The sequence below is a fragment of the Microbulbifer sp. Q7 genome (genome assembly GCF_001639145.1).
Taxonomy (GTDB): Bacteria; Pseudomonadota; Gammaproteobacteria; order Pseudomonadales; family Cellvibrionaceae; genus Microbulbifer.
Window position 1 is genome coordinate 1266818 of the sequence record NZ_LROY01000001.1, and the last position, 19090, is coordinate 1285907.

Consider the following 19090-nt stretch of genomic DNA (forward strand, 5'->3'; position numbering starts at 1 on the left):
GTCTTGTTGCCAAATATGCAAAACCTTGTACCGGCGTACCAGGTGTGGGGTGCGCCCGGCGGGCGGGTATCCGCCCCTGATTTAGCGGTCGGAGTCTTTTTCGTCGTTGGTGGGGAGGTTGCGGCTGTCTTTGCGGTCCAGCTCGCCCACATCCAGCACCGGGGAGGCGTCGATGTGCTCGGCGTCCATCATCAGGGCCACCCGCTGCAGGGCGGAGATGATCATGGATTGCTCCCACTCCCGCAGATCGCGGAATTGCTTGACGAAGTGCTCCTGCAGTGGCGTTGGGGCATCGCGGATGATCTCGGCCCCTTTGTCGGTGAGGTGGGCGTGCACCTTGCGCTTGTCTTCCAGGGAGCGCTCCCGGTACACCAGGCCGCGCTTCTCCAGGCGGTCGAGGATGGTGGTGACCGTGGCCTGGCTGAGGCTGATTTCCTTGGCCAGGGCGCCGATGGTGACCTGGCCCTGCTCGCGGATGGCCTGTAACAGCAATAGTTGCGGCGCAGTAAGGCCGGCGGTCTTGACCAGCTGTTTGGAGTGCAGGTCGGTGGCGCGGATCAGGCGGCGCAGGGTAATCAATACTTCTTCAATTTTGTCCATCAGCAGCAGGCTCTCGAATTCGCGACGGCTTATTTGCCCGCGGCCGATTTTGGGTTCTGCGTGGGTTTTGTCAATTGTTCTGTCTTCGTGCGCCTCGTGGAAACCGGTTTTTGAATCTTTAGTCGGTTTTTGCGTTGAGTTTCGCGCAACCTTTTCCGGCGTTCCTGCGGGGGGTGTTTGGCGCCCCCTGATGGTGCGCGAGCCCTTTACTGGCGCGGGCTGCGCACCATCTTGGGGTTCTTCGCTGGCGCCAAAACTGGCCGCGTTCTGATCAAATTGCATAAGGCTTGGTCTTGCGCCCTCAAGAATGTTTAGAGTACTATGGATTTAAATATTTAGAGCAGTAAATATTTTTTTGCTGCAAAGGTCAAACTTTAAACGAAAAAGAGGGCGCCACAGGTAAACTCGGCTTTGTTACAGAAGTTTGATCGTGTTCTAACAATTTGATGACTAAAGGTATTGGTTTGAGCGCTACGAGCGAGCAAAAAGAAGACGACGCTATAGACGACAAGGTGCAGGGGGCGCAGCGCAAGGAGGCCACCGAGCAGGGTGAGCAAGTCCAGCTGCGCCGCCCGGTCAGTGAAGACGGTGCCCGGGTGCACCAGCTGATTGGCAACTGCCCCCCTCTGGATACCAACTCTCTCTACTGCAACCTGTTGCAGGCCAGCCATTTCGCCGCCACCAGCGTGGCCGCCGAGCGCGATGGCGAGCTACTGGGATTCATTTCCGGTTATCTCATTCCCGATCGCCCCGACACCCTGTTTATCTGGCAGGTAGCGGTGGCGGAAAACGGGCGCGGTATGGGCCTTGCCGGCCGCATGCTGCGAGAGATTCTCTCCCGCCCCGCCTGCCGGGCGGTCAGCCACCTCGAAACCACCATTACGCCGGACAACGATGCCTCCTGGGCACTGTTCCGCAGCCTGGCGCGCAAGCTCGGTGCGGCGTGTTCCGACTCGGTGATGTTCGACCGCGAGCGGCACTTCAATGGCCAGCACGACAGCGAGATGCTGTTGCGCATCGGGCCGTTTGCGCCGGTCGCGCGTGAGGAGGCGGCCCTCTGAGCGGTTGCCGCTCTGCCTCCACATTCCGTTTGCCTGTTTCCATTTATGTTTTTAATCAACCATTAGAAAAGGGTTGCCAAAATGAAAGTATTTGACGAAATCGAATCTGAAGTAATGAGCTACGCCCGCGCTTTCCCGCGGGTTTTTAACAAGGCGCAGGGCGAGTACCTGTACGACGAGGAAGGCAACCAGTACCTGGACTTCCTGGCCGGTGCCGGCACCCTGAACTACGGGCACAACAACCCGATCTTCAAAAAAGCGCTGCTGGAGTACATCGAGCAGGACGGCATCACCCACGGTCTGGACCTGCACACCAAGGCCAAGCGTGAGTTTCTGGAGTCGTTCTACGAGCACATCCTGAAGCCCCGTGACATGACCTACATCATGCAGTTCACCGGCCCCACCGGCACCAATGCGGTGGAAGCGGCACTGAAGATCGCGCGCAAGTACAAAGGCCGCGAAAACATCATTTCCTTCACCAACGGTTTCCACGGCTGCAGCCTGGGTGCGCTGTCTGCCACCGGTAACTCTCACCATCGCGGTGCCTCCGGCGTGAGCATGAGCGGTGTGGCGCGTATGCCGTACGACGGTTACCTGGGTGACGAAATGGACACCACTGCGTACCTGGACAAGGTGCTGAGCGATTCTTCCAGCGGTGTTGACCACCCGGCGGCCGTACTGGTGGAAACCGTACAGGGCGAGGGCGGTATCAATGCGGCCAGCGTCGAGTGGCTGCGCAATCTGCAGGACGTGTGCAGAAAGCACGACGTACTGCTGATTGTCGACGACATCCAAGCGGGCTGTGGCCGTACCGGCAGCTACTTCAGCTTTGAAGAAGCCGGTATCGACCCGGACATCGTTACCCTGTCCAAATCCCTGAGTGGTTACGGCCTGCCGTTTGCGGTAGTGCTGATGAAGCCGGAGCTGGACCAGTGGAAGCCGGGCGAGCACAACGGCACCTTCCGTGGCAACAACCTCGCTTTTGTTACCGCCAAGGCGGCCATCGATCACTTCTGGAGCGATGACAAATTTGCCAAGGAAGTAAAACGCAAGGGCGACTACATCGAGCAGCGCCTGCAGAAGATCGTTGACCAGTATGGCGACGGCAACATGACCACCCGCGGTCGCGGCATGTTCCGCGGCCTCAACTGCGTGAGCGGCGAGCTGGCCGACAAGATCACCACCGAAGCCTTCCGCAATGGCTTGGTGATTGAAACCAGTGGTGCCGACGACCACGTGGTGAAAACCCTGTGCCCGCTGACCATCAGCGATGAGAACCTGACCAAGGCACTGGATATTGTGGAAGCGGCAGTCGCTAAAGTGCTGAAAGGTGAAGATGTGCCGGAAGAGCACGACTTCTTCGCAGAAGATGCCGAGCAGCCGGCACCGCTGGCCGGCGCTGCCTGATACGCGCCACATCGACCGGCGGCCGCTGTTCCTGCGTGAGACAGCGGGCCGCCCATTTCAAGACCTGAATTAAAGATTGCAAGTAGAGTAAGTGATGATCGTAAGAAAGCTGCAAGAAGCAGAACAATCCAACCGTCGTATCGTTTCCGAAGGCTGGGAGAGCACCCGCCTGTTGCTGAAAAACGACAATATGGGCTTCTCGTTCCATATCACGACCATTTATGAGGGGGCGAACCTGAACCTGCACTACCAGAACCACCTGGAATCGGTGTACTGCATTTCCGGTGAAGGTTCGGTCATGGCGGAAGCCGATGGCGTAGTGCACGAGATCACGCCGGGTACCATTTATATCCTGGACAAGCACGACAAGCATGTGCTGAAAGCAAAGACCGAAATGAAGATGGCTTGTGTGTTCAACCCACCCCTGCATGGCAAGGAAGTGCACAATGCGGAAGGCGCGTATGAGCTGGAAGCGGAAGAGGTGAAGGACGAAAAATAATTCGGCCGAGAACATCATCCCTATGCACAACAAAGCAGCGGAGTTTTGGAGCACCACGCGGGACTATTTGACCTCGGACAGCAGTGAGCCGGGCAAAAAAAGTAGCCGCACTCCTAATCTTGAACTCAAAAACGGTCAACGCAAGGATCCCATGAAAGCACATACGGTTGAAAAAATCGGCGGTACGTCCATGAGCGACTACCGTGCAGTACGAGACAACATCATTCTGAAAAACGGCAAGGCGAAAACAGAAGGGCTGTATCGGCGTGTTTTCGTGGTTTCTGCCTACGGCGGCATTACCGACATGTTGCTGGAGCATAAAAAATCTGGTCGCCCCGGGGTGTTTGCCCTGTTCGCTGGCGCGGACGACGAGCGCGAATGGTCCGACGCCGTAGCGGGCCTGCGCGCCAGCATGGAAGAAATCAACGCGAAGCTGTTCAGTGACGAAATCACCCTGGCCAAGGCCAATGGGTTTATTGGTGAGCGCCTGGATGACGCGGCCAACTGCCTGGCAGACCTGGAGCGCGTGTGTCAGCACGGCCACTTTGCCCTGGAAGGCCACCTGGACGTGGTGAGTGAAATGCTCGCCAGCCTGGGTGAAGCGCACAGTGCCTGGAATATGGCGCAGCTGCTGAAGCAGGAAGGGATCAACGCCCGCTTTGTGGACCTGACCGGCTGGCGCGATGGCGAACACCGCACCCTGGATGAGCGTATCGAGCGCGCCTTTGCGGATGTGGATTTCGACAATGAACTGCCCATCGCCACCGGCTATGCGCACACCGCCGAAGGCCTGATGAAAACCTTTGCGCGCGGCTACAGCGAAATGACCTTCAGCCGCATCGCCGTGAAGACCGGTGCCAGCGAAGCGATTATCCACAAGGAATATCACCTGAGCAGCGCCGACCCCCGTCTGGTGGGTGAGGAACACGCGGTGCCCATCGGTCGCACCAATTACGACGTGGCGGACCAGCTCGCCAACCTGGGGATGGAAGCCATTCACCCCCGCGCCGCAAAAGGATTGCGCCAGCAGGCAATCCCCCTGCGCGTGATGAACACCTTTGAGCCCGAGCACCGCGGTACTCTGGTTACAGGCGACTATGTAAGCGACACGCCGCAGGTGGAGATCATCGCGGGGCGTAAAAACATCTATGCTGTTGAATGTTTCGATCAGGATATGATGGGCAGCATGACCAGCTACGACCGGGCGATCAATGAGATTATCGCGCGCTTCAAGGGCAGCGTGGTAACCAAAGATACAAACGCCAATACGATTACCCACTACTTGAGCAACAACCTGAAAACCGTCAAGCGCATTAAAAAGGCGATTGGTGAGCTGTTCCCGGACTGCGATATTCAGGTGCGCAAGGTGGCGGTTGTTTCCGCTATTGGTAGCGATATGAAAATCTCGGGCATGCTGTCTCGCGCGGTGAGCGCGCTGGCCAACTCCGGCATCAGTATTCTCGCGGTGCACCAGTCTATGCGTCAGGTAGACATGCAGTTTGTGATCGACGAAAGCGATTACGAAAGCGCGGTAAAAAGCCTGCACGCAGCACTGGTAGAAGTGCACGAACATGGCGACGCCATATGCGCGGCCTGATGTTGCGCCTTTCTTCGCGACTGCCGCCAGCTTTGCTGGCGGCAGTGTTGGTTGTGGCCAGTGGGTTTTTCCCGGGCAACGTGGTGCTGGCGCAGGAAAGCGCGGATGTGCCACCGCCGGTCATCAGCGAGGAGGAAAAGGCTAAAAACCAGCAGAAAATCGCCGAGCTGGACAAGGTCGCCGAGGCCGCCGACAAAATCGACAAGCCGCTGTATTCCCCGTTTATCGAGCGCTATGTGCTGGATGAACTGAAACAGCTGCGCGTGGACATGGCGGCGCAGAAGGTATCGCTCACCGAGAACATCGTGGACCGGCAGTTAAGTGCCGCCGACAAGGCGATTACCTACGCCACCGATACCATTACCTACTTCTTCTACCTGATTGCCGGCTTCAGTTCCCTGCTGGTGATTATGGGCTGGACATCCATTCGCGATGTGAAAGAAAAGGTGCACACCCTCGCCAACCAGGAAATCTCCAGCCTAGTGGAGCAGTACGAGGAGCGCCTGCGCAGCATTGAAGAGCAGCTCTCGGAAAAGACCCAGCACATTGAACACAACCGGGATGAAATCGAGCTGACCCAGGAAGTTCACTCCCTGTGGCTGCGCGCCGGAAGGGAGCAGACACCCACCGGTAAAATCGCCGTCTACGACCAGATTCTGAATCTGCGCAAGGACGACGGCGAAGCGCTGACCTATAAGGCAGATGCGGTACTGGAACTGGACGAGCCCCAGTGGGCCATCAACCTGTGTCTACAGGCACTGCAGATCGATAGCCAGAACGGTAACGCCTACTACCAGCTGGCCTGTGCCTATGCGTATCTGGAGCAGTGGGAAGAGGCCATCGGCTACCTGCGAAAAGCGCTGGATATTTCCATGGCGTATCGCGACGAGGCACTGGAAGACTCCGCATTCAATGGGCTCTACGAATCCGACGAATTCGCCACCCTGATGGGCATTCAGCCGGAGAACGCCCCTAGGGCCGACGACGCGCAGTGATTGTGCCGGCGCTGGTCGCCGGCCGTCAGAATAAAAAAATGAACGGCTGTATCCATTTCATAAGAACAAACAAAAAAACAATAACCCGTGACCAACCAATTCAAGGGGCCCGACCGTGCTGATTAGCTTTTTGCTGTTTCTTTGCCTGTTTGCTGCCGTGGGAATCAGTTCCTACCGCAAGAGCCGCGGTACCAAGCAAGATTATTATCTGGCGAGCCAGGATGTTTCTCCCATGCTGGTGGGGCTTTCAGCGGTGGCTACCAACAACAGTGGCTACATGTTTATCGGGGTGATCGGTTACACCTACGCCACGGGGCTGGCCTCTATCTGGCTGATGCTGGGCTGGATTCTCGGGGACTTTCTCGGCTCCCTGTGGATGCACAAAAACCTGCGCGAAGCCGCCAAACGCAGTGGTGAATCCAGTTACGCGGGGGTGCTCGCCTGCTGGCAGGGCACCCGCTTCGCTGGCTGGCAGAAGCTGGCCGGTATTCTCTCCCTGCTCTTTCTACTCGCCTACGCCAGCGCCCAGCTGGTGGCTGGCAGCAAGGCCCTGTACGTGGTGCTGGACCTGCCGATCTGGAGTGGCGCGGTCATCGGTGGTGTGATCGTCGCGGCCTACTGCCTGGCGGGCGGCATCCGCGCGTCCATCTGGACCGATGCGGCCCAGTCGCTGGTGATGGTGGTGGCCATGGGGCTGCTGCTGTTCGTGGCGACACAGTCTGTAGGCGGCCTGAGCGCCGCGTGGCAGCAGATGGGGCAGGTGGAAGGCTTCCTCAACTGGTATCCGCAGGACTTATTGTTGCCGGGACTGGCCGGTGGTGTGCTGTTTGCGCTGAGCTGGCTGTTCGCGGGTATTTCCGTGGTGGGCCAGCCTCATGTAATGGTGCGTTTTATGGCGCTGGATGATGTGGGGCGCATGGTACAGGCGCGCTGCTGGTACTACCTGTGGTTCACCATTTTCTATTTTATGGCCACCGGCGTGGGCATGTTGTCGCGCATTCTGCTCAGTGACCCGGGCACGTTCGATGCGGAGCTGGCGTTGCCGATGATGGCGATGGAATTACTGTCGCCGGTCTTTGTGGGGCTGATTCTCGCAGGTATTTTCGCGGCCACCATGTCCACCGCCGATTCCCTGATACTGAGCTGCTCGGCCGCACTCACTCACGACATCCTGCCCCAGCGCACCGAGAACACCCGCCTGCTGAAAATAGCCACGCTGGGTATTACCGCGGCAGCGGTGGCCTGGGCGCTGATGAACAAACAGAGTGTCTTCAGCCTGGTAGTGATGAGCTGGTCCGCCCTGGCTTCTGCCTTCGCGCCGCTGTTGATGGTGTTGGCCGCTGGCGGTAAACCGTCGCAGAGGCTCGCTGTTGCGATGAGTGTGCTGGGCCTTGCCACTGCGCTGATCTGGCGCTGGCTGGGATGGCATGCGCATATCTATGAGGGCATGCCGGGTATTTTGATGGGGCTTGTGGTTTTTGCCATTGGCCACTTTTTGGCGCGGGAGCCGGTTGGGCGTACTGCAAACGCATAGTGGCAAATCGGTGGATGCGCTGCGCCTATCCACCACTTTCTTGCCTGAAAAAAAGAACCCGGCATCAAGGCCGGGTTTTTTTTATCCTGTGAGACGGCAATCAAATGCTTACTGGCGGATGCCTTCCACGTCCAGGATCATTTCCACGGTCTGGGACGCTGGGCCCAGGTCGTAGTCGATGCCGAAGTCTTTCAGTTTGAACTCGGTCTTGCCGGTGAAGCCCTGACGGTAGCCGCCCCAGGGGTCCTTGCCGCCGCCGATTTCTTCAACGTCGATGGTGATCGGCTTGGTGACACCGTGCAGGGTCAGGTCGCCTTTCAGCAGGGCCTTGCCGTCGCCCTTGGGTTCAAAGCTGGTGCTCTTGAAAGTAGCGGTGGGGAACTTGGACACGTTCAGGAAATCTTCGCCGCGCAGGTGCTTGTCGCGCTCCGCGTGGTTGCTGTTCAGGCTGGTGGTATCCACCGTCACCTGGATGGAAGACGCTTCCGGCTTGGCTTCATCGTACACAAAGCTGCCGTCGAACTTGTCGAAACGGCCATACAGCCAGCTGTAACCCAGGTGCTTGATGCGGAACTGGACAAACGCATGTGCGCCCTTGGTGTCGATCTTATATTCAGCCGCCTGTGCGGTGGCGCCAATCAGCGTGGCAAACAGCAGAACTGCGAGTTTCTTCATGGGTGAGCTTCCTGTTGGTTGTTGTTCAAGTGGTTGTTGTTCAAATAGCTGTTGTTCAAATGGTTCTTGCTTGAATCACTGCGCGCGGTAAACCGCTAGCGGCGCGGCGCCAGGCCGAGCATTTTGCGCAGCGTATTGTCCTTGTTCACGAAGTGGTGCTTGAACGCCGCCAAGCTGTGCACCAGCACCAGCCCCATGAGCGTCCACGCCAGCCACTCGTGGATGGTGCCGGCAATATCTTCCTGGTTTTCCAGCCCTTGCAGGGTTGCGGGCACGCTGAACCAGTTGAACACCTCGATGGCACGGCCATCCGCGGTGCTGATCAGGTAACCGGAGGCTGCAATTGCCAGCAGCAGGCCGTAGAGCACAGCGTGGGCGACACTGGCGGCGCGCTGTTGCCAGCGCGGTGCGGGCTCTGGTGCCGGGGCCGTGTTGAGCCAGCGCCATAACAGGCGTGCGACCAGCAGCAGGGCGAGCAGTATGCCCACCGACTTGTGAATGTCCGGGCCCTGCCGATACCAGGGGTCGTAATACGAGAGCCCCACCATCCACCAGCCCAGCGCGAACATGCCGATGATGGCGGGGGCCATCAGCCAGTGGAATAGTACGGCTACCCAGCCGTATTGGATGTTGCTATTGCAGGCCTGCACGACCGACTCCGTCCGTAAATTCAGATTCTGCGCATTATAAAAAGTTTACGGCAGGGGAATAGCGCAAAAAGCTGGCGCTATTTTTCGAAAAAATCGCACAGGGCTGTTTTTGAAGGGACGCTCAGGGCTGCTTTTGAAAGAACGCACAGGGCTGTAATAAGGCCGGCAGGGGGCAGACCAGCATTGTCGGCGGTTGGCAGATCAGTGCTGCAGGGCGTGCTGGCGCTCGGCGGCGTTCAGTACCTTGCCAAGAAGATTCGGGTCCAGCTTGGTGCGGTCGCTGAGCTGGTGGGTGAGCCAGTCGAGGTCGTGGGGGGATTCTGCATCGGCTTCGCCGTTTTCACCGTTTTCCATCGCCATCTGCTCCAGTTGCCAGATGACATCCAGCAGCAGCTGGGGTGCCAGGGCTGGTTCGTCTTCGCTGGCAAACAGGTGGTTTTCGAGGCGCTCCAGGTCCTGGCGCTTTACCACCAGCTCCGCGTAGTTGGGATACCACAGGCCACTGAAGGGCTCGGGGCGGCGGCTGAAGTCGAAAGTGATGCGCAGGCGGTTGCCGTTGCCATCCTGCAGGGTTGGGGTGTCGTTTTCTTCCGCCGGCAGGGCGGGGCGCTGGCGCAATATGCCGACAATGGCGCGCCAATCGCCACTCTGCTCGGGGCACAACCGCAGGGGCTCGCTGAGTTCGGTTTTGGGTTTGCCGGGGCGGTCGATGTAGGCGAGCTGCTGGCCCGGGCGATACCAGTAGAGATCCAGGGTGTGGTCTTCGGCGAGGCGGGCCAGGTCGTCGCTGGTGAGCGGGTCTTCGGAGAGGGCACTAAGGTGGTCCACCGCCTGCTGGACACTGAGCCAGCGCCGCATGTGAAAGGGTTTGCCCGTGGATTTTCCCGACCCGTTACCGCCCGCCGTCGCCATGGTTGCCCTGCTTCCCTGAAGTGCTTTTTGACCCTTAAAGATTAGCAGGTGGCGGGAGATTATGAGGCGTCGGTTAGAGCCAGCCTTTGCGCTTGAAGTAGAAGTAGGGCGCCATCCCTGCCATCAGCATCAGCCCCAGTGCCCAGGGGTAGCCCAGCAGCCACTTCAGTTCCGGCATGTATTCAAAGTTCATGCCGTAGATACTGGCCACCATGGTGGGGGGCAGGAAGACCACCGCGGCAATGGAGAAGATCTTGATGATCTTGTTCTGTTCGATGCTGATAAAGCCCTGGGTGGAGTCCATCAGGAAGTTGATTTTTTCGAACAGGAAGGTGGTGTGGGACATCAGGGTGTCGATGTCGCGCAGAATGCCCCAGCAGCTCTCGCGCAGTTCCGGGTCGTCTTTCAGGTGGCGTTGCAGGAAGGCGATGGAGCGCTGGGTGTCCATCAGGCACAGGCGGATTTTGCCGTTGGAGTCCTCCAGCTTGGCCAGGTGGTCGATGGCTTCTTCCAGGTCGGCGTCTTCGTCTTCCAGCACCAGGTGGCTGACTTCACCCAGGGTGAGGTAGTTGTCTTCCAGCGCATCGGCCAGGTTTTCCACTTTCTGCTCAAACAGCAGAATCAGCAGCTCCTGGGCATTGTGTGCTTCCACCTGATTGCGGCGGGCACGCATGCGCAGCAGGCGGAAGTCTGCCAGCTCGTTGTCGCGCACGGTGATGAGACGCTGCGGCTGGAGAATGAAGGCGGCGGTGGAGGTATCGTGGCGGCCTTCGCTTTGCGTCAGGTACAGGGAATGCACGTGGATGCCGGCGGCATCCACAAAGTAGCGGGCGGATGACTCCAGCTCTTCAACGTCCTCGGATTCCGGCAGTTCGGTGCGCAGCAGTTGTTCCAGCAGGTCGCGTTCGTTTTCTTCCGGATCCTGCAGGTCGATCCAGGCCGCATCGGACAGGGGTTGGCTCTGGTAGTCACTGCCGGCGTAGGTTTCTTTAATTTTGCCGCGTTGGATCTGGAACAGTCTCAGCATTCCCGCTTCCTTGGTTGTCTGGTTTATCCCCAGGTCTGTGTCTGAGGATGATCTGCGGAATGGTGTCAGGCTGTCGTCCACAAATCAATCGCCGCCAGTTATGTGGCGGCGATCAGCGGGGGTGTTGTGGTCAAAGCGACCGGCTGAAACTGACTATAGCCACATCGGCAGCTGTGCGCGGATCTGTTCTGTGTCGCAGGTGGTCAGGTTCTTGCGCGACTCGCCGGCGATACTGGCGAGGCAGGGCGAACTCATGGACAGTCGCAGGCTGCCCGCCATCGAGGGTTCGGCGACAATATAGAGACGGTCGAAGCGCCCCTCCTGGCGGCCCTTTTCCAGGGTGTGTGCAATGTCGCGTGCGAATTTTCGAGCACCCTGTTTGCGCAGGCTGGTGGGCTCCGCCATGGCGTGGCGGCCCTGTCCGTGGCTGTCGAACGAGCGTCCGGGGGCGTCACTGAGCAGTTCCTGCCCTTTCATGCGCCCTTCCGGATAAACAAGAGATTCTATTTCGTTGAGAGTACCCGCACGTTTTTCCGCTTCGAATACGCGGGCATGAGTATGATTGGCTACCAGCACCCAGGCTTTTGACATGGTCGTTTACCTCTGTTTATTGCTGAGTCTTCCAATATGGTAGGGCGGGGTTTGCCGGGATCCTATGGTTCGGCCAATAAAACTCCGCGTGTTCCCCGCGGGGCCTGATTCTGCAGCCGGTGCCCTTAATTGGTACAAATTTAGGGTGCGTGGCGGTATTCTGGCCCGCAGGTTGCAGGGAATTAGCCGACAGGTGATTGCTTCGCAGGCGCTGAGGCAGCTGCGGGTGAGTCAGCCTGAAATTCCAGGGAGTGAAGAACATGTTTTACAGAATGACCGTTTTTTCCAGCCTTTCCTTCAGAACTTTGGGCGCACTGCTCGCGAGTATGCCTCTGGTTGCGGATGCTAACAGTGGCGATGGCTGGCTGGGCGTTGGCAGTGAGGACCCACTGATCCGCCTGGCGGTAGCGCCGGTAGAAATTGCGATTGAAGCCCCAACACCGTTGACCGGCAACAACCTGGAGTTGCTGCTGGCCCTGTCCGGCGGTGGCGGTCTCGGGGAAATTCGCGAGAAGGCCGCGCGCGAATTCAGCCTGTATCTGGACCAGCAGGTGCAGCGGCGGTTTGGGGATTTCTTCGAAGACGAGCGGGTGCACCTGGTGGACAATCGGGCGCCGCTCACGCTGCACACCAACTTTGATATCGCCATTCGCCAGCAAATCGTCGATATCCGCAGTACCCGGGATTACGATCTGGAAAAGGGCACCATGACCGCCTACGGTAAGTTCCACTACCGGGTGCAGGGCGCCGCGGCGTTGCGCGAGGGAACAGTAGACATCGCCGACTTTAAATTGCGCGCCCGTTACTCCACCCGCGCCCCGAAAGACGGCGGCGTGGTGGAGGATACAACCCGTCAAGCCACCGAGCGCCTGCTGGAGGATATTGCCGAGGAAGTGCTGGACCGTATCGAGGATGAGCTGGAGGCAGACGCCCTGCTGGCACTGGCCCGCAGGTAACAAATGCCCCCGGGCCGTGGCCAGCCGGTGGCTGGCCAACCGATCACAGGTTAACCGAGTACTGGTTAATTGAGTACTGGCAGGCCGCGATACATCTTGCGCGGCAATTGCGAGGCGCCGCGACCATCGTGTAGCCCCAGCTCGTCGCCATAAATCATTTCATAAATATCTTTCTTGCTCTTTTCCTGCAGGACCTTCTGGCCCCGGTACAGGCGCTCCGGCGGTTCGTTGCCGGTGAGGAAAGCGCTGCCTTTCAGCGCCTCTAACTGGGTGATCAGGCCAAGGGTCTGCGTATCCTTGCTGCGGTGCTTCAATTCCGCCAGCTGCGCTTCAAAATCAAAGTCGGAAAAACGCAGGTTGATGTCGAACTCTGCCTGGATACGTTTGCGCAGCTTGCGCAGGGTATTGAGCGCCTGGGAAGTCATCAGCCATTGGTGGTCAGTCATAGTGTTGTGGCCTCGTCGTATTCATCATTTTTTAATTCTTCCTGTTAAATAGCGAGCAAGGAGTGGGCCAACTTGTCAAAAGCACTGTGATCTTGCTCACATACCCTGGGGGCCCGGGCGAAGCGTGTCGCCCGCCGAGACTGGCGCACCAGTTGCCCACGCAACACGTTTCGCCCGGGTGCTCGCGACCGGTGATCTGTTAAGCTGTGGCACAGGTTCGGCACTGGCCGGCCAAGAAAGAAAAGAGGATCGGATATGTCTGCAGAGCCCATTAAATGTAAGGCGGCAGTTGCCTGGAAAGCGGGCGCGCCGCTGTCGATTGAGGAAGTCGAGGTAGCGCCGCCGAAGGCGGGGGAAGTGCGCATCAAGCTCATGGCGACGGGGGTCTGTCATACGGACGCGTTTACCCTCTCCGGTGACGACCCCGAAGGGGTATTCCCGGCCATTCTTGGCCACGAGGGTGGCGGTGTCGTGGAGTCGGTGGGGGAAGGGGTCACCAGTGTGGCAGTTGGGGATCATGTGATCCCGCTGTATACCCCCGAGTGCGGCGAGTGCAAATTCTGCACTTCCGGAAAAACCAACCTGTGCCAAAAAATTCGTGCCACCCAGGGGCAGGGCCTGATGCCCGATGGCACCACGCGTTTTTCCATCAATGGCGAGCCGATCTATCACTACATGGGGACTTCCACCTTTTCGGAGTACACCGTGCTGCCGGAAATCTCTGTGGCCAAGGTGAACAAGAGTGCGCCGCTGGAAGAAATTTGCCTGCTGGGCTGTGGTGTCACCACCGGTATGGGTGCCGTGGCCAATACTGCCAAGGTGGAAGAAGGCGCGACGGTTGCGGTGTTCGGCCTCGGCGGTATTGGTCTTGCCACCATTATCGGCGCCCGCCTGGCAAAGGCTGCGCGGATCATTGCCATCGATATCAACGAAGGCAAATTTGAACTGGCGAAAAAACTGGGGGCCACCGACTGTATCAACCCGAAGAATTACACAAAGCCCATCCAGGAAGTGATCGTGGAGATGACGGATGGCGGTGTGGATTACTCCTTCGAATGTATCGGCAATGTGAATGTCATGCGCTCGGCACTGGAGTGTTGTCACAAGGGCTGGGGCGAATCGGTGATCATTGGTGTGGCCGGCGCAGGCCAGGAAATTTCCACGCGCCCGTTTCAGCTGGTGACCGGGCGGGTATGGCGCGGCACTGCGTTTGGCGGCGTGAAAGGTCGTTCGCAGCTGCCGGAGTATGTGGAGCGTTACCTCGCCGGGGAATTCCAGCTGGATGACTTTATTACGCACACCATGCCGCTGGAAAACATCAATGAAGCCTTCGACCTGATGCACGAGGGTAAAAGTATTCGCAGTGTGATTCACTACCAGTAAGGGGTGTCGATGATGCTAGAGCTTGTCAGTAAAACCCAGAGTTTTGATGGAAGTCAGTGCCAGTACCGCCATCGTTCCGATGTGCTGGACTGCGAGATGCGCTTTTCCGTTTTCCTGCCATCACAGGCGGAAGTGGAGCAGCGTTTCCCGGTACTCTACTGGTTGTCTGGCCTTACCTGTACCGACGAAAACTTCTCCCAGAAGGCGGGCGCCCAGCGCATGGCCGCGGAGCTCGGTATTGCGTTGGTGATCCCCGATACCAGCCCCCGTGGTGACGATGTGGCCGATGACGAAAGTTATGACCTGGGGCAGGGTGCAGGGTTTTATGTGAATGCCACCCAGGCCCCGTGGAAGCCTCATTACCAGATGTACGATTACCTGGTGGAGGAATTACCGGCGCTGGTGGAAGCGAATTTTCCGGTGAGCGACCGCCGTGCCATCAGCGGCCATTCCATGGGCGGGCATGGTGCGTTGACCATTGCCCTGAAAAACCCCGGCCGCTACACCTCGGTTTCTGCGTTCAGCCCGATCTGTAACCCCATGGCCTGCCCCTGGGGAGAAAAGGCGTTGGCGTCGTATCTGGGGGAAGACAAATCTCTGTGGGAGGAGTATGACGCGACGGCATTACTCAGTCGCGCCACCGAGCGATTGCCAATGCTGATCTCCCAGGGGGAGGAAGATGCATTTCTCGAAGAACAGCTGAAGCCCAACGCGTTGCAGGCGGCTGCGCGCGCAGCGGGCTACCCGCTGAAACTGGAGTTTCATGCGGGCTATGACCACAGCTATTACTTCATTGGCACCTTCATCGAGCAGCACCTGCGCTTTCATGCGGACTATCTGTTGCACGTCGACTGATCGCGCACTTCAGACCGACCGCTGAGGCTCAATAGCCCCAGGGGGTCGGCGGTGTGGCCACCGGCTTGGTGAGATCAAAGCGCACACGGAATTCCCGTCCGTTGGGGCGGGTCAGCTCATAGATAAAATACTGCTGGGGGTGAATTTCCATCGCCCAGGTATTGTTCAGCGAGGCATTCAGTCCCTCGCGCTTGAAGGTGTCGATGGACGCCTGATCCACAGGAAATGCCTGGCGGTTTTCGGTGCCCGGCTCCGCGGTATCCCCGCCATACATGGTCACCGCATCTTCACTGCCGTCTTCGTGGCGGTGATCGTGTTTCAAGCGCAATCCGTCGGCGGTGCGGGTCAGAATCCAGGTGCGGGAGTGGTCCTCGCCCACGTGAAACGGAATGCGAATTTCCTCGGTGGGCTTGTCACAGCCGCGCACGTGCATTACCAGCGTCTTACCCTCAAAAGCATCGGGCTCGTCGGTTTTCGGTTCGTTCGCAGTGATCTCACCGGCGAACGCCTGGCCGCAGTAGGCCGCGATATTTTTCAGGAATTGATCGACCGGCTGCTGTGGGGATTGCTTAGTGTCGCAGCCACCCAGCGTCAGGGCGCCGAGCAAAGCCAGAGGAAATGTTCCGGAGCGAATGTTCATGGATGCTGTCTGCCGCTTGTGCATTTGGGGGTGAATTGGATTGTGAATCGGCATGCGCGCGCCGGTCGTCAGGAAGCGGTCGCGGCCAGCTGCTGGAGCTGAGCCTCAAACACGCTCACCTCCTGGGCCCCGCTGATGGCGTGCTCATGATTGAACATAAACAGGGGCACCCCGCGGATGCCCTGCAACATAAGCTGTTCTTCCCGCGCCAGGGTTTGCCGAGTGATCGCCGTATCGTGCAGCGCCCGTGACGCCTCTTCCCGGTCAAGGCCAACGGCTTCCACGGCGTCCAGCAGCACGCTTTCGTGATTCAGGTTTTTGCCGTGGGTAAAGTAATCCTCGAACAGGCGCAGCTGCAGGTCCGTCTGCTGGCCAGTGGGTTCGACCCAGTGGAGTAGGCGATGCGCCTGATTGGTATTGTAGATGCGCATGTCATCCGAGAAGTTGAACGCGAATCCCAGCTCCCGTCCGATTTCCTCAAGCCGCGCTCTATTCTCTGCGCTTTCCTGGTCCGAGATGTTGTATTTGCCGGTAATGTGCTCGCGCAGGTTTTCACCGGCTTCCGGCATTTGTGGGTTCAGCTCGAAGGGGTGCCAGACGATATTGGGATCAAACTGGCCGGAAAAAGTATCCAGCGCTTGCTGCAGGCGTTTGAAGCCGACGACGCACCAAGGGCAGACGACATCGGAGACGATATCGATTCTAAGGTAGTGCTTTGTCATAGCGAACTGCCCTCGCTGCTGATGCTCTGGATGACGGTCCCTTCATGATGACCGGGTATTCTTGGCGTGTAAATAGCCATTACAGGCGCGCAGGACAGGAACTGCCTTGCGCATTGTTGCCCCTTATTCGGCTGGTGTGAGCGCTCACTAATCGCTTGATGGGGGTGAGCACAACATTTCGAGTGTATGCAATGTTAGGATTTTTGCAGGTACTGTCGTGGGTCTTGAGGACATAATGTGACGCGGTCGATATGCCCGCGGAGCGGATGCTCCGAGTCGCCCCAACTTGAGATGTCTCCTGCGTCAGGTGTCCGATGTTATCGGCGCGCGCGATGTTGCGCGGGGCGGTCGCGGCTGGAAAGTGCGGTGAGGCGGTCAATGGTCACCTGCAACAGCGCCGTTTGCGCAGACAGCGCGATTTTGAGTGGCGCGTTGTTAAGCGTATCAAGCGCACCGGCCTGCAAACGCTTCTGCCGGTGCTCGGTGGCAACCAGGTATTGAATCAGGTCGAGGCCCGGGCTGGGGCTCAGCAGGGCCAGTGACTGGTAACGCAGGGCGATGTCGAATGCCTCATCCGGCAGGTTTTGTCTTGAGCGCGACTCCGCTGTCGCAGTGAACACCACCTCCGCAAGAATATTTTTCACGCTGCCATGTAATTTTTTCAGATTCTGGAAGCAGTGGTTCAGCGGATACTCCAAGCGCTGCATGAATCGCGAGTCGTAGAACTTTGTTGCGTAAAGACTCGCGTGGTGCACGCCGCGCAGGCTCTGCAGAACTCCGGGCGGAAACGGTGTTTCAGGGTCTCTGTTCATCGAGTTATCACTGTACCTACCATCACGACACATAGTTTCCTCCTGTTGCCTCCTGTCGCCCGCTGCGGTGCCGTGTGGCACGTCGGGGTGCGAACAAAATTGCGTTGGCATAGTGGTACAATTCAAACTTTGTGCCAGCTCAATCTCGGTGCCAGTGCCATCTCCGCGTGAGATGAATCTCTGTGTCAGTGGGGCCGGAGACTCTGGTGTTCTTTACGAGTTGAAGACAGGTCGGTGAACAGGTCGGTGAAAGGAACCGGAAATGAGTGAAAGCCGTGTATTTTTGAGAATCCGTGACGCTGCTCTCCGTGCGCGGGTGTGCGACGCACTGGTCAGTTTCCTGCCGATCGACGACTTGAGCGAGGACGAGGCCTGGCTGGAAACTCTGCTCGGCAATCCCTATGACCTCGCCATTGTCGACGCCGCGCAGACCGACAGCGCTACTCTGCAACCACTGGCGGAATCGCCGATGTTGTCGCACTGCGAGTTTGTTTTTCTCAGCGATGGGTTGCCCAACCCGGCACTAGATGCCGCCACCTCCCGATCCGGCGGCTTCCACTTTCGCCAGCCCTACACCGCCGGGGACATCTGCGAGGCAATCGATGAAGTGGTTGCGGCGCTGGATGTTGCGGGGGAGTCTGCAGCGGGTCCAGTGAGCAGTCAGCTGGATCAGTACGGCCTGCTGGTCGGTTCCGCGCGGCCCATGCGCAAGTTGTATCGCACGCTGCGCAAGGTGGCTGCGTCCAACGCCAATGTACTGGTTGTGGGCGAGAGTGGCGTGGGCAAAGAGCTGGTCGCCAATACGCTGCATCAGGCCAGTGATCGCGCGCTTGCGCCCTTCGTGGCGGTGAACTGTGGCGCACTCAGCCCGGAACTGGTGGAAAGCGAGCTGTTTGGCCACGTGAAAGGCGCATTCACTGGCGCACACAAGTCTCACGAGGGGCTGTTCGCTCAGGCAGAGGGCGGCACCCTGTTTCTGGATGAGGTGACGGAAATGTCGCTCGAACACCAGGTCAAGCTACTGCGGGTACTGGAAACGGGCGAGTATCGGCCGCTGGGTTCGAGCCAGTTGCGCACAACCAATGTACGTGTGGTCTCGGCGACCAACCGCGAGCCGGAAGTGGCGGTGAGCGATGGCATTTTTCGGGAAGATCTTTATTTTCGGCTGGCGCAATTCCCGGTGCGTGTCCCGCCACTGCGTGACCGTGAGGGTGACATCGTCGGTCTCGCCCAGCACTTTCTCGTATATCGCAACAGCGAGGAGGGCACCACCAAGGCGTTCAGTGAGTCCGCCCTACAGCTTCTCAGGGCGCACGCCTGGCCCGGCAATGTCCGAGAGCTGAAATATTGCGTCGAGCGCGCGTTTATTCTTGCGGAACAGGTGATTGAGCCGCAGCACATCATTCTTGGTGAAACCGATACACAATCGGCCGGCAGCACCGCGGCGGCCAGTGTACCCGTCGGTGTTCCCCTCGACGTTCTTGAGCAGGCGGCCATTGAGGGTACCCTGGAGCAGAATGATGGCAATAAAACAGAAACCGCGGAGCAGCTGGGTATCAGCGTAAAGACCCTGTATAACAAGCTGGAAAAATACGAAAAGGTTGCCGCCGACCAAACCGCCAAAGATCACGCCGCCGAACCGGCAGGCTCTACGCCCGCGGAATAAAACACGTTTCAGAAATCTCAGGTAAAAGCACAACCTAAAAAGGAGCGCACTGCGCTCCTTTT

At 58.5% G+C, this 19090-nt stretch carries 20 protein-coding genes; 10 read left to right on the top strand and 10 right to left on the bottom strand.

What is annotated here, in order from left to right:
* Nucleotides 1–81 precede the first annotated feature (81 nt).
* Entirely contained in the window at nt 82–600 is a 519-nt protein-coding gene (locus tag AU182_RS05145; RefSeq protein ID WP_066962224.1) for a MarR family winged helix-turn-helix transcriptional regulator, read from the bottom strand.
* Nucleotides 601–1064: 464 nt separating this feature from the next.
* Between AU182_RS05145 and ectA the strand changes: the two genes are divergently transcribed.
* The 6 genes from ectA (at nt 1065) to AU182_RS05175 (ending at nt 7693) form a co-directional block, all read left to right on the top strand.
* Nucleotides 1065–1661 carry a diaminobutyrate acetyltransferase gene (ectA, locus tag AU182_RS05150; RefSeq protein ID WP_227718127.1) on the top strand — a complete coding sequence of 199 codons (597 nt, stop codon included), beginning with the start codon at nt 1065–1067 and terminating at the stop codon, nt 1659–1661.
* 81 nt (nt 1662–1742) lie between these two features.
* Nucleotides 1743–3068, top strand: coding sequence for a diaminobutyrate--2-oxoglutarate transaminase (gene ectB / locus AU182_RS05155; protein WP_066961529.1), 1326 nt, complete (start codon nt 1743–1745; stop codon nt 3066–3068).
* Nucleotides 3069–3162: 94 nt separating this feature from the next.
* Nucleotides 3163–3567: an ectoine synthase gene (locus tag AU182_RS05160; RefSeq protein WP_066961533.1), complete on the top strand. Its 405-nt coding sequence runs from the start codon at nt 3163–3165 to the stop codon at nt 3565–3567.
* Nucleotides 3568–3718: 151 nt separating this feature from the next.
* Nucleotides 3719–5164, top strand: coding sequence for an aspartate kinase (locus AU182_RS05165; protein WP_066962230.1), 1446 nt, complete (start codon nt 3719–3721; stop codon nt 5162–5164).
* Nucleotides 5164–6159, top strand: coding sequence for a tetratricopeptide repeat protein (locus AU182_RS05170; RefSeq protein ID WP_227718128.1), 996 nt, complete (start codon nt 5164–5166; stop codon nt 6157–6159). The genes AU182_RS05165 and AU182_RS05170 overlap by 1 nt, the downstream gene beginning before the upstream one ends.
* A 115-nt stretch (nt 6160–6274) precedes the next feature.
* Nucleotides 6275–7693 (top strand): sodium/proline symporter, encoded by a 1419-nt coding sequence (locus AU182_RS05175; protein ID WP_066961538.1) that lies wholly within the window; start codon nt 6275–6277, stop codon nt 7691–7693.
* 108 nt (nt 7694–7801) lie between these two features.
* Here the strand turns inward: AU182_RS05175 and AU182_RS05180 are convergent, their stop codons facing one another.
* The 5 genes from AU182_RS05180 to AU182_RS05200 all read right to left on the bottom strand — a co-directional run bounded on the left by AU182_RS05180 (nt 7802) and on the right by AU182_RS05200 (nt 11548).
* Nucleotides 7802–8368, bottom strand: coding sequence for a YceI family protein (locus AU182_RS05180; protein WP_066961541.1), 567 nt, complete (start codon nt 8366–8368; stop codon nt 7802–7804).
* Nucleotides 8369–8463: 95 nt separating this feature from the next.
* On the bottom strand, nt 8464–9018 hold the full coding sequence (locus AU182_RS05185) for a cytochrome b (RefSeq protein WP_066961543.1): 555 nt from the start codon (nt 9016–9018) through the stop codon (nt 8464–8466).
* Nucleotides 9019–9219: 201 nt separating this feature from the next.
* Nucleotides 9220–9876 carry a hypothetical protein gene (locus tag AU182_RS05190; protein ID WP_227718129.1) on the bottom strand — a complete coding sequence of 219 codons (657 nt, stop codon included), beginning with the start codon at nt 9874–9876 and terminating at the stop codon, nt 9220–9222.
* Between the two features lie 127 nt (nt 9877–10003).
* Entirely contained in the window at nt 10004–10957 is a 954-nt protein-coding gene (corA, locus tag AU182_RS05195) for a magnesium/cobalt transporter CorA (RefSeq protein WP_066961549.1), read from the bottom strand.
* 153 nt (nt 10958–11110) lie between these two features.
* Complete coding sequence (locus tag AU182_RS05200) at nt 11111–11548, bottom strand: host attachment protein (RefSeq protein WP_066961551.1); 438 nt, start codon at nt 11546–11548, stop codon at nt 11111–11113.
* 260 nt (nt 11549–11808) lie between these two features.
* Here AU182_RS05200 and AU182_RS05205 point away from each other — a divergent pair, with 260 nt between their 5' ends.
* Entirely contained in the window at nt 11809–12504 is a 696-nt protein-coding gene (locus AU182_RS05205; protein WP_066961553.1) for a hypothetical protein, read from the top strand.
* A gap of 65 nt (nt 12505–12569) precedes the next feature.
* On the opposite strand, the gene AU182_RS05210 is transcribed toward AU182_RS05205, so the two are convergent.
* Entirely contained in the window at nt 12570–12950 is a 381-nt protein-coding gene (locus AU182_RS05210; RefSeq protein WP_066961556.1) for a hypothetical protein, read from the bottom strand.
* A 255-nt stretch (nt 12951–13205) separates the two neighbouring features.
* On the opposite strand from AU182_RS05210, the gene AU182_RS05215 reads away from it, so the two are divergent.
* Together AU182_RS05215 and fghA are read left to right on the top strand one after the other, a co-directional pair.
* Nucleotides 13206–14333 carry an S-(hydroxymethyl)glutathione dehydrogenase/class III alcohol dehydrogenase gene (locus AU182_RS05215; protein ID WP_066961558.1) on the top strand — a complete coding sequence of 376 codons (1128 nt, stop codon included), beginning with the start codon at nt 13206–13208 and terminating at the stop codon, nt 14331–14333.
* Between the two features lie 9 nt (nt 14334–14342).
* The gene (gene fghA / locus AU182_RS05220; protein ID WP_066961561.1) at nt 14343–15188 is read left to right on the top strand and encodes an S-formylglutathione hydrolase; all 846 of its coding nucleotides are present in this window, start codon (nt 14343–14345) and stop codon (nt 15186–15188) included.
* Nucleotides 15189–15216: 28 nt separating this feature from the next.
* Here fghA and AU182_RS05225 read toward each other — a convergent pair whose 3' ends face one another.
* The 3 genes from AU182_RS05225 to AU182_RS05235 all read right to left on the bottom strand — a co-directional run bounded on the left by AU182_RS05225 (nt 15217) and on the right by AU182_RS05235 (nt 17362).
* A complete protein-coding gene (locus AU182_RS05225; protein ID WP_066961569.1) occupies nt 15217–15828 on the bottom strand; it encodes a hypothetical protein in 612 nt (203 codons plus the stop codon).
* Nucleotides 15829–15896: 68 nt separating this feature from the next.
* Entirely contained in the window at nt 15897–16550 is a 654-nt protein-coding gene (locus AU182_RS05230; protein WP_066961571.1) for a DsbA family oxidoreductase, read from the bottom strand.
* A gap of 317 nt (nt 16551–16867) precedes the next feature.
* A complete protein-coding gene (locus AU182_RS05235) occupies nt 16868–17362 on the bottom strand; it encodes a hypothetical protein (RefSeq protein ID WP_153039116.1) in 495 nt (164 codons plus the stop codon).
* A gap of 262 nt (nt 17363–17624) precedes the next feature.
* On the opposite strand from AU182_RS05235, the gene AU182_RS05240 reads away from it, so the two are divergent.
* Nucleotides 17625–19028, top strand: a complete 1404-nt coding sequence (locus tag AU182_RS05240) for a sigma-54-dependent Fis family transcriptional regulator (RefSeq protein ID WP_082859223.1) — start codon at nt 17625–17627, stop codon at nt 19026–19028.
* The last annotated feature ends 62 nt before the right edge of the window (nt 19029–19090 follow it).

Coding starts and splice junctions, on each gene's coding strand:
- AU182_RS05145 (WP_066962224.1), bottom strand. CDS start 600: ATGGACAAAATTGAAGAAGTATTGATTACCCTGCGCCGCCTGATCCGC.
- ectB (WP_066961529.1), top strand. CDS start 1,743: ATGAAAGTATTTGACGAAATCGAATCTGAAGTAATGAGCTACGCCCGC.
- AU182_RS05160 (WP_066961533.1), top strand. CDS start 3,163: ATGATCGTAAGAAAGCTGCAAGAAGCAGAACAATCCAACCGTCGTATC.
- AU182_RS05165 (WP_066962230.1), top strand. CDS start 3,719: ATGAAAGCACATACGGTTGAAAAAATCGGCGGTACGTCCATGAGCGAC.
- AU182_RS05170 (WP_227718128.1), top strand. CDS start 5,164: ATGTTGCGCCTTTCTTCGCGACTGCCGCCAGCTTTGCTGGCGGCAGTG.
- AU182_RS05180 (WP_066961541.1), bottom strand. CDS start 8,368: ATGAAGAAACTCGCAGTTCTGCTGTTTGCCACGCTGATTGGCGCCACC.
- AU182_RS05190 (WP_227718129.1), bottom strand. CDS start 9,876: ATGCGGCGCTGGCTCAGTGTCCAGCAGGCGGTGGACCACCTTAGTGCC.
- corA (WP_066961549.1), bottom strand. CDS start 10,957: ATGCTGAGACTGTTCCAGATCCAACGCGGCAAAATTAAAGAAACCTAC.
- AU182_RS05200 (WP_066961551.1), bottom strand. CDS start 11,548: ATGTCAAAAGCCTGGGTGCTGGTAGCCAATCATACTCATGCCCGCGTA.
- AU182_RS05205 (WP_066961553.1), top strand. CDS start 11,809: ATGTTTTACAGAATGACCGTTTTTTCCAGCCTTTCCTTCAGAACTTTG.
- AU182_RS05210 (WP_066961556.1), bottom strand. CDS start 12,950: ATGACTGACCACCAATGGCTGATGACTTCCCAGGCGCTCAATACCCTG.
- AU182_RS05215 (WP_066961558.1), top strand. CDS start 13,206: ATGTCTGCAGAGCCCATTAAATGTAAGGCGGCAGTTGCCTGGAAAGCG.
- fghA (WP_066961561.1), top strand. CDS start 14,343: ATGATGCTAGAGCTTGTCAGTAAAACCCAGAGTTTTGATGGAAGTCAG.
- AU182_RS05225 (WP_066961569.1), bottom strand. CDS start 15,828: ATGAACATTCGCTCCGGAACATTTCCTCTGGCTTTGCTCGGCGCCCTG.
- AU182_RS05230 (WP_066961571.1), bottom strand. CDS start 16,550: ATGACAAAGCACTACCTTAGAATCGATATCGTCTCCGATGTCGTCTGC.
- AU182_RS05235 (WP_153039116.1), bottom strand. CDS start 17,362: ATGAACAGAGACCCTGAAACACCGTTTCCGCCCGGAGTTCTGCAGAGC.
- AU182_RS05240 (WP_082859223.1), top strand. CDS start 17,625: ATGAGTGAAAGCCGTGTATTTTTGAGAATCCGTGACGCTGCTCTCCGT.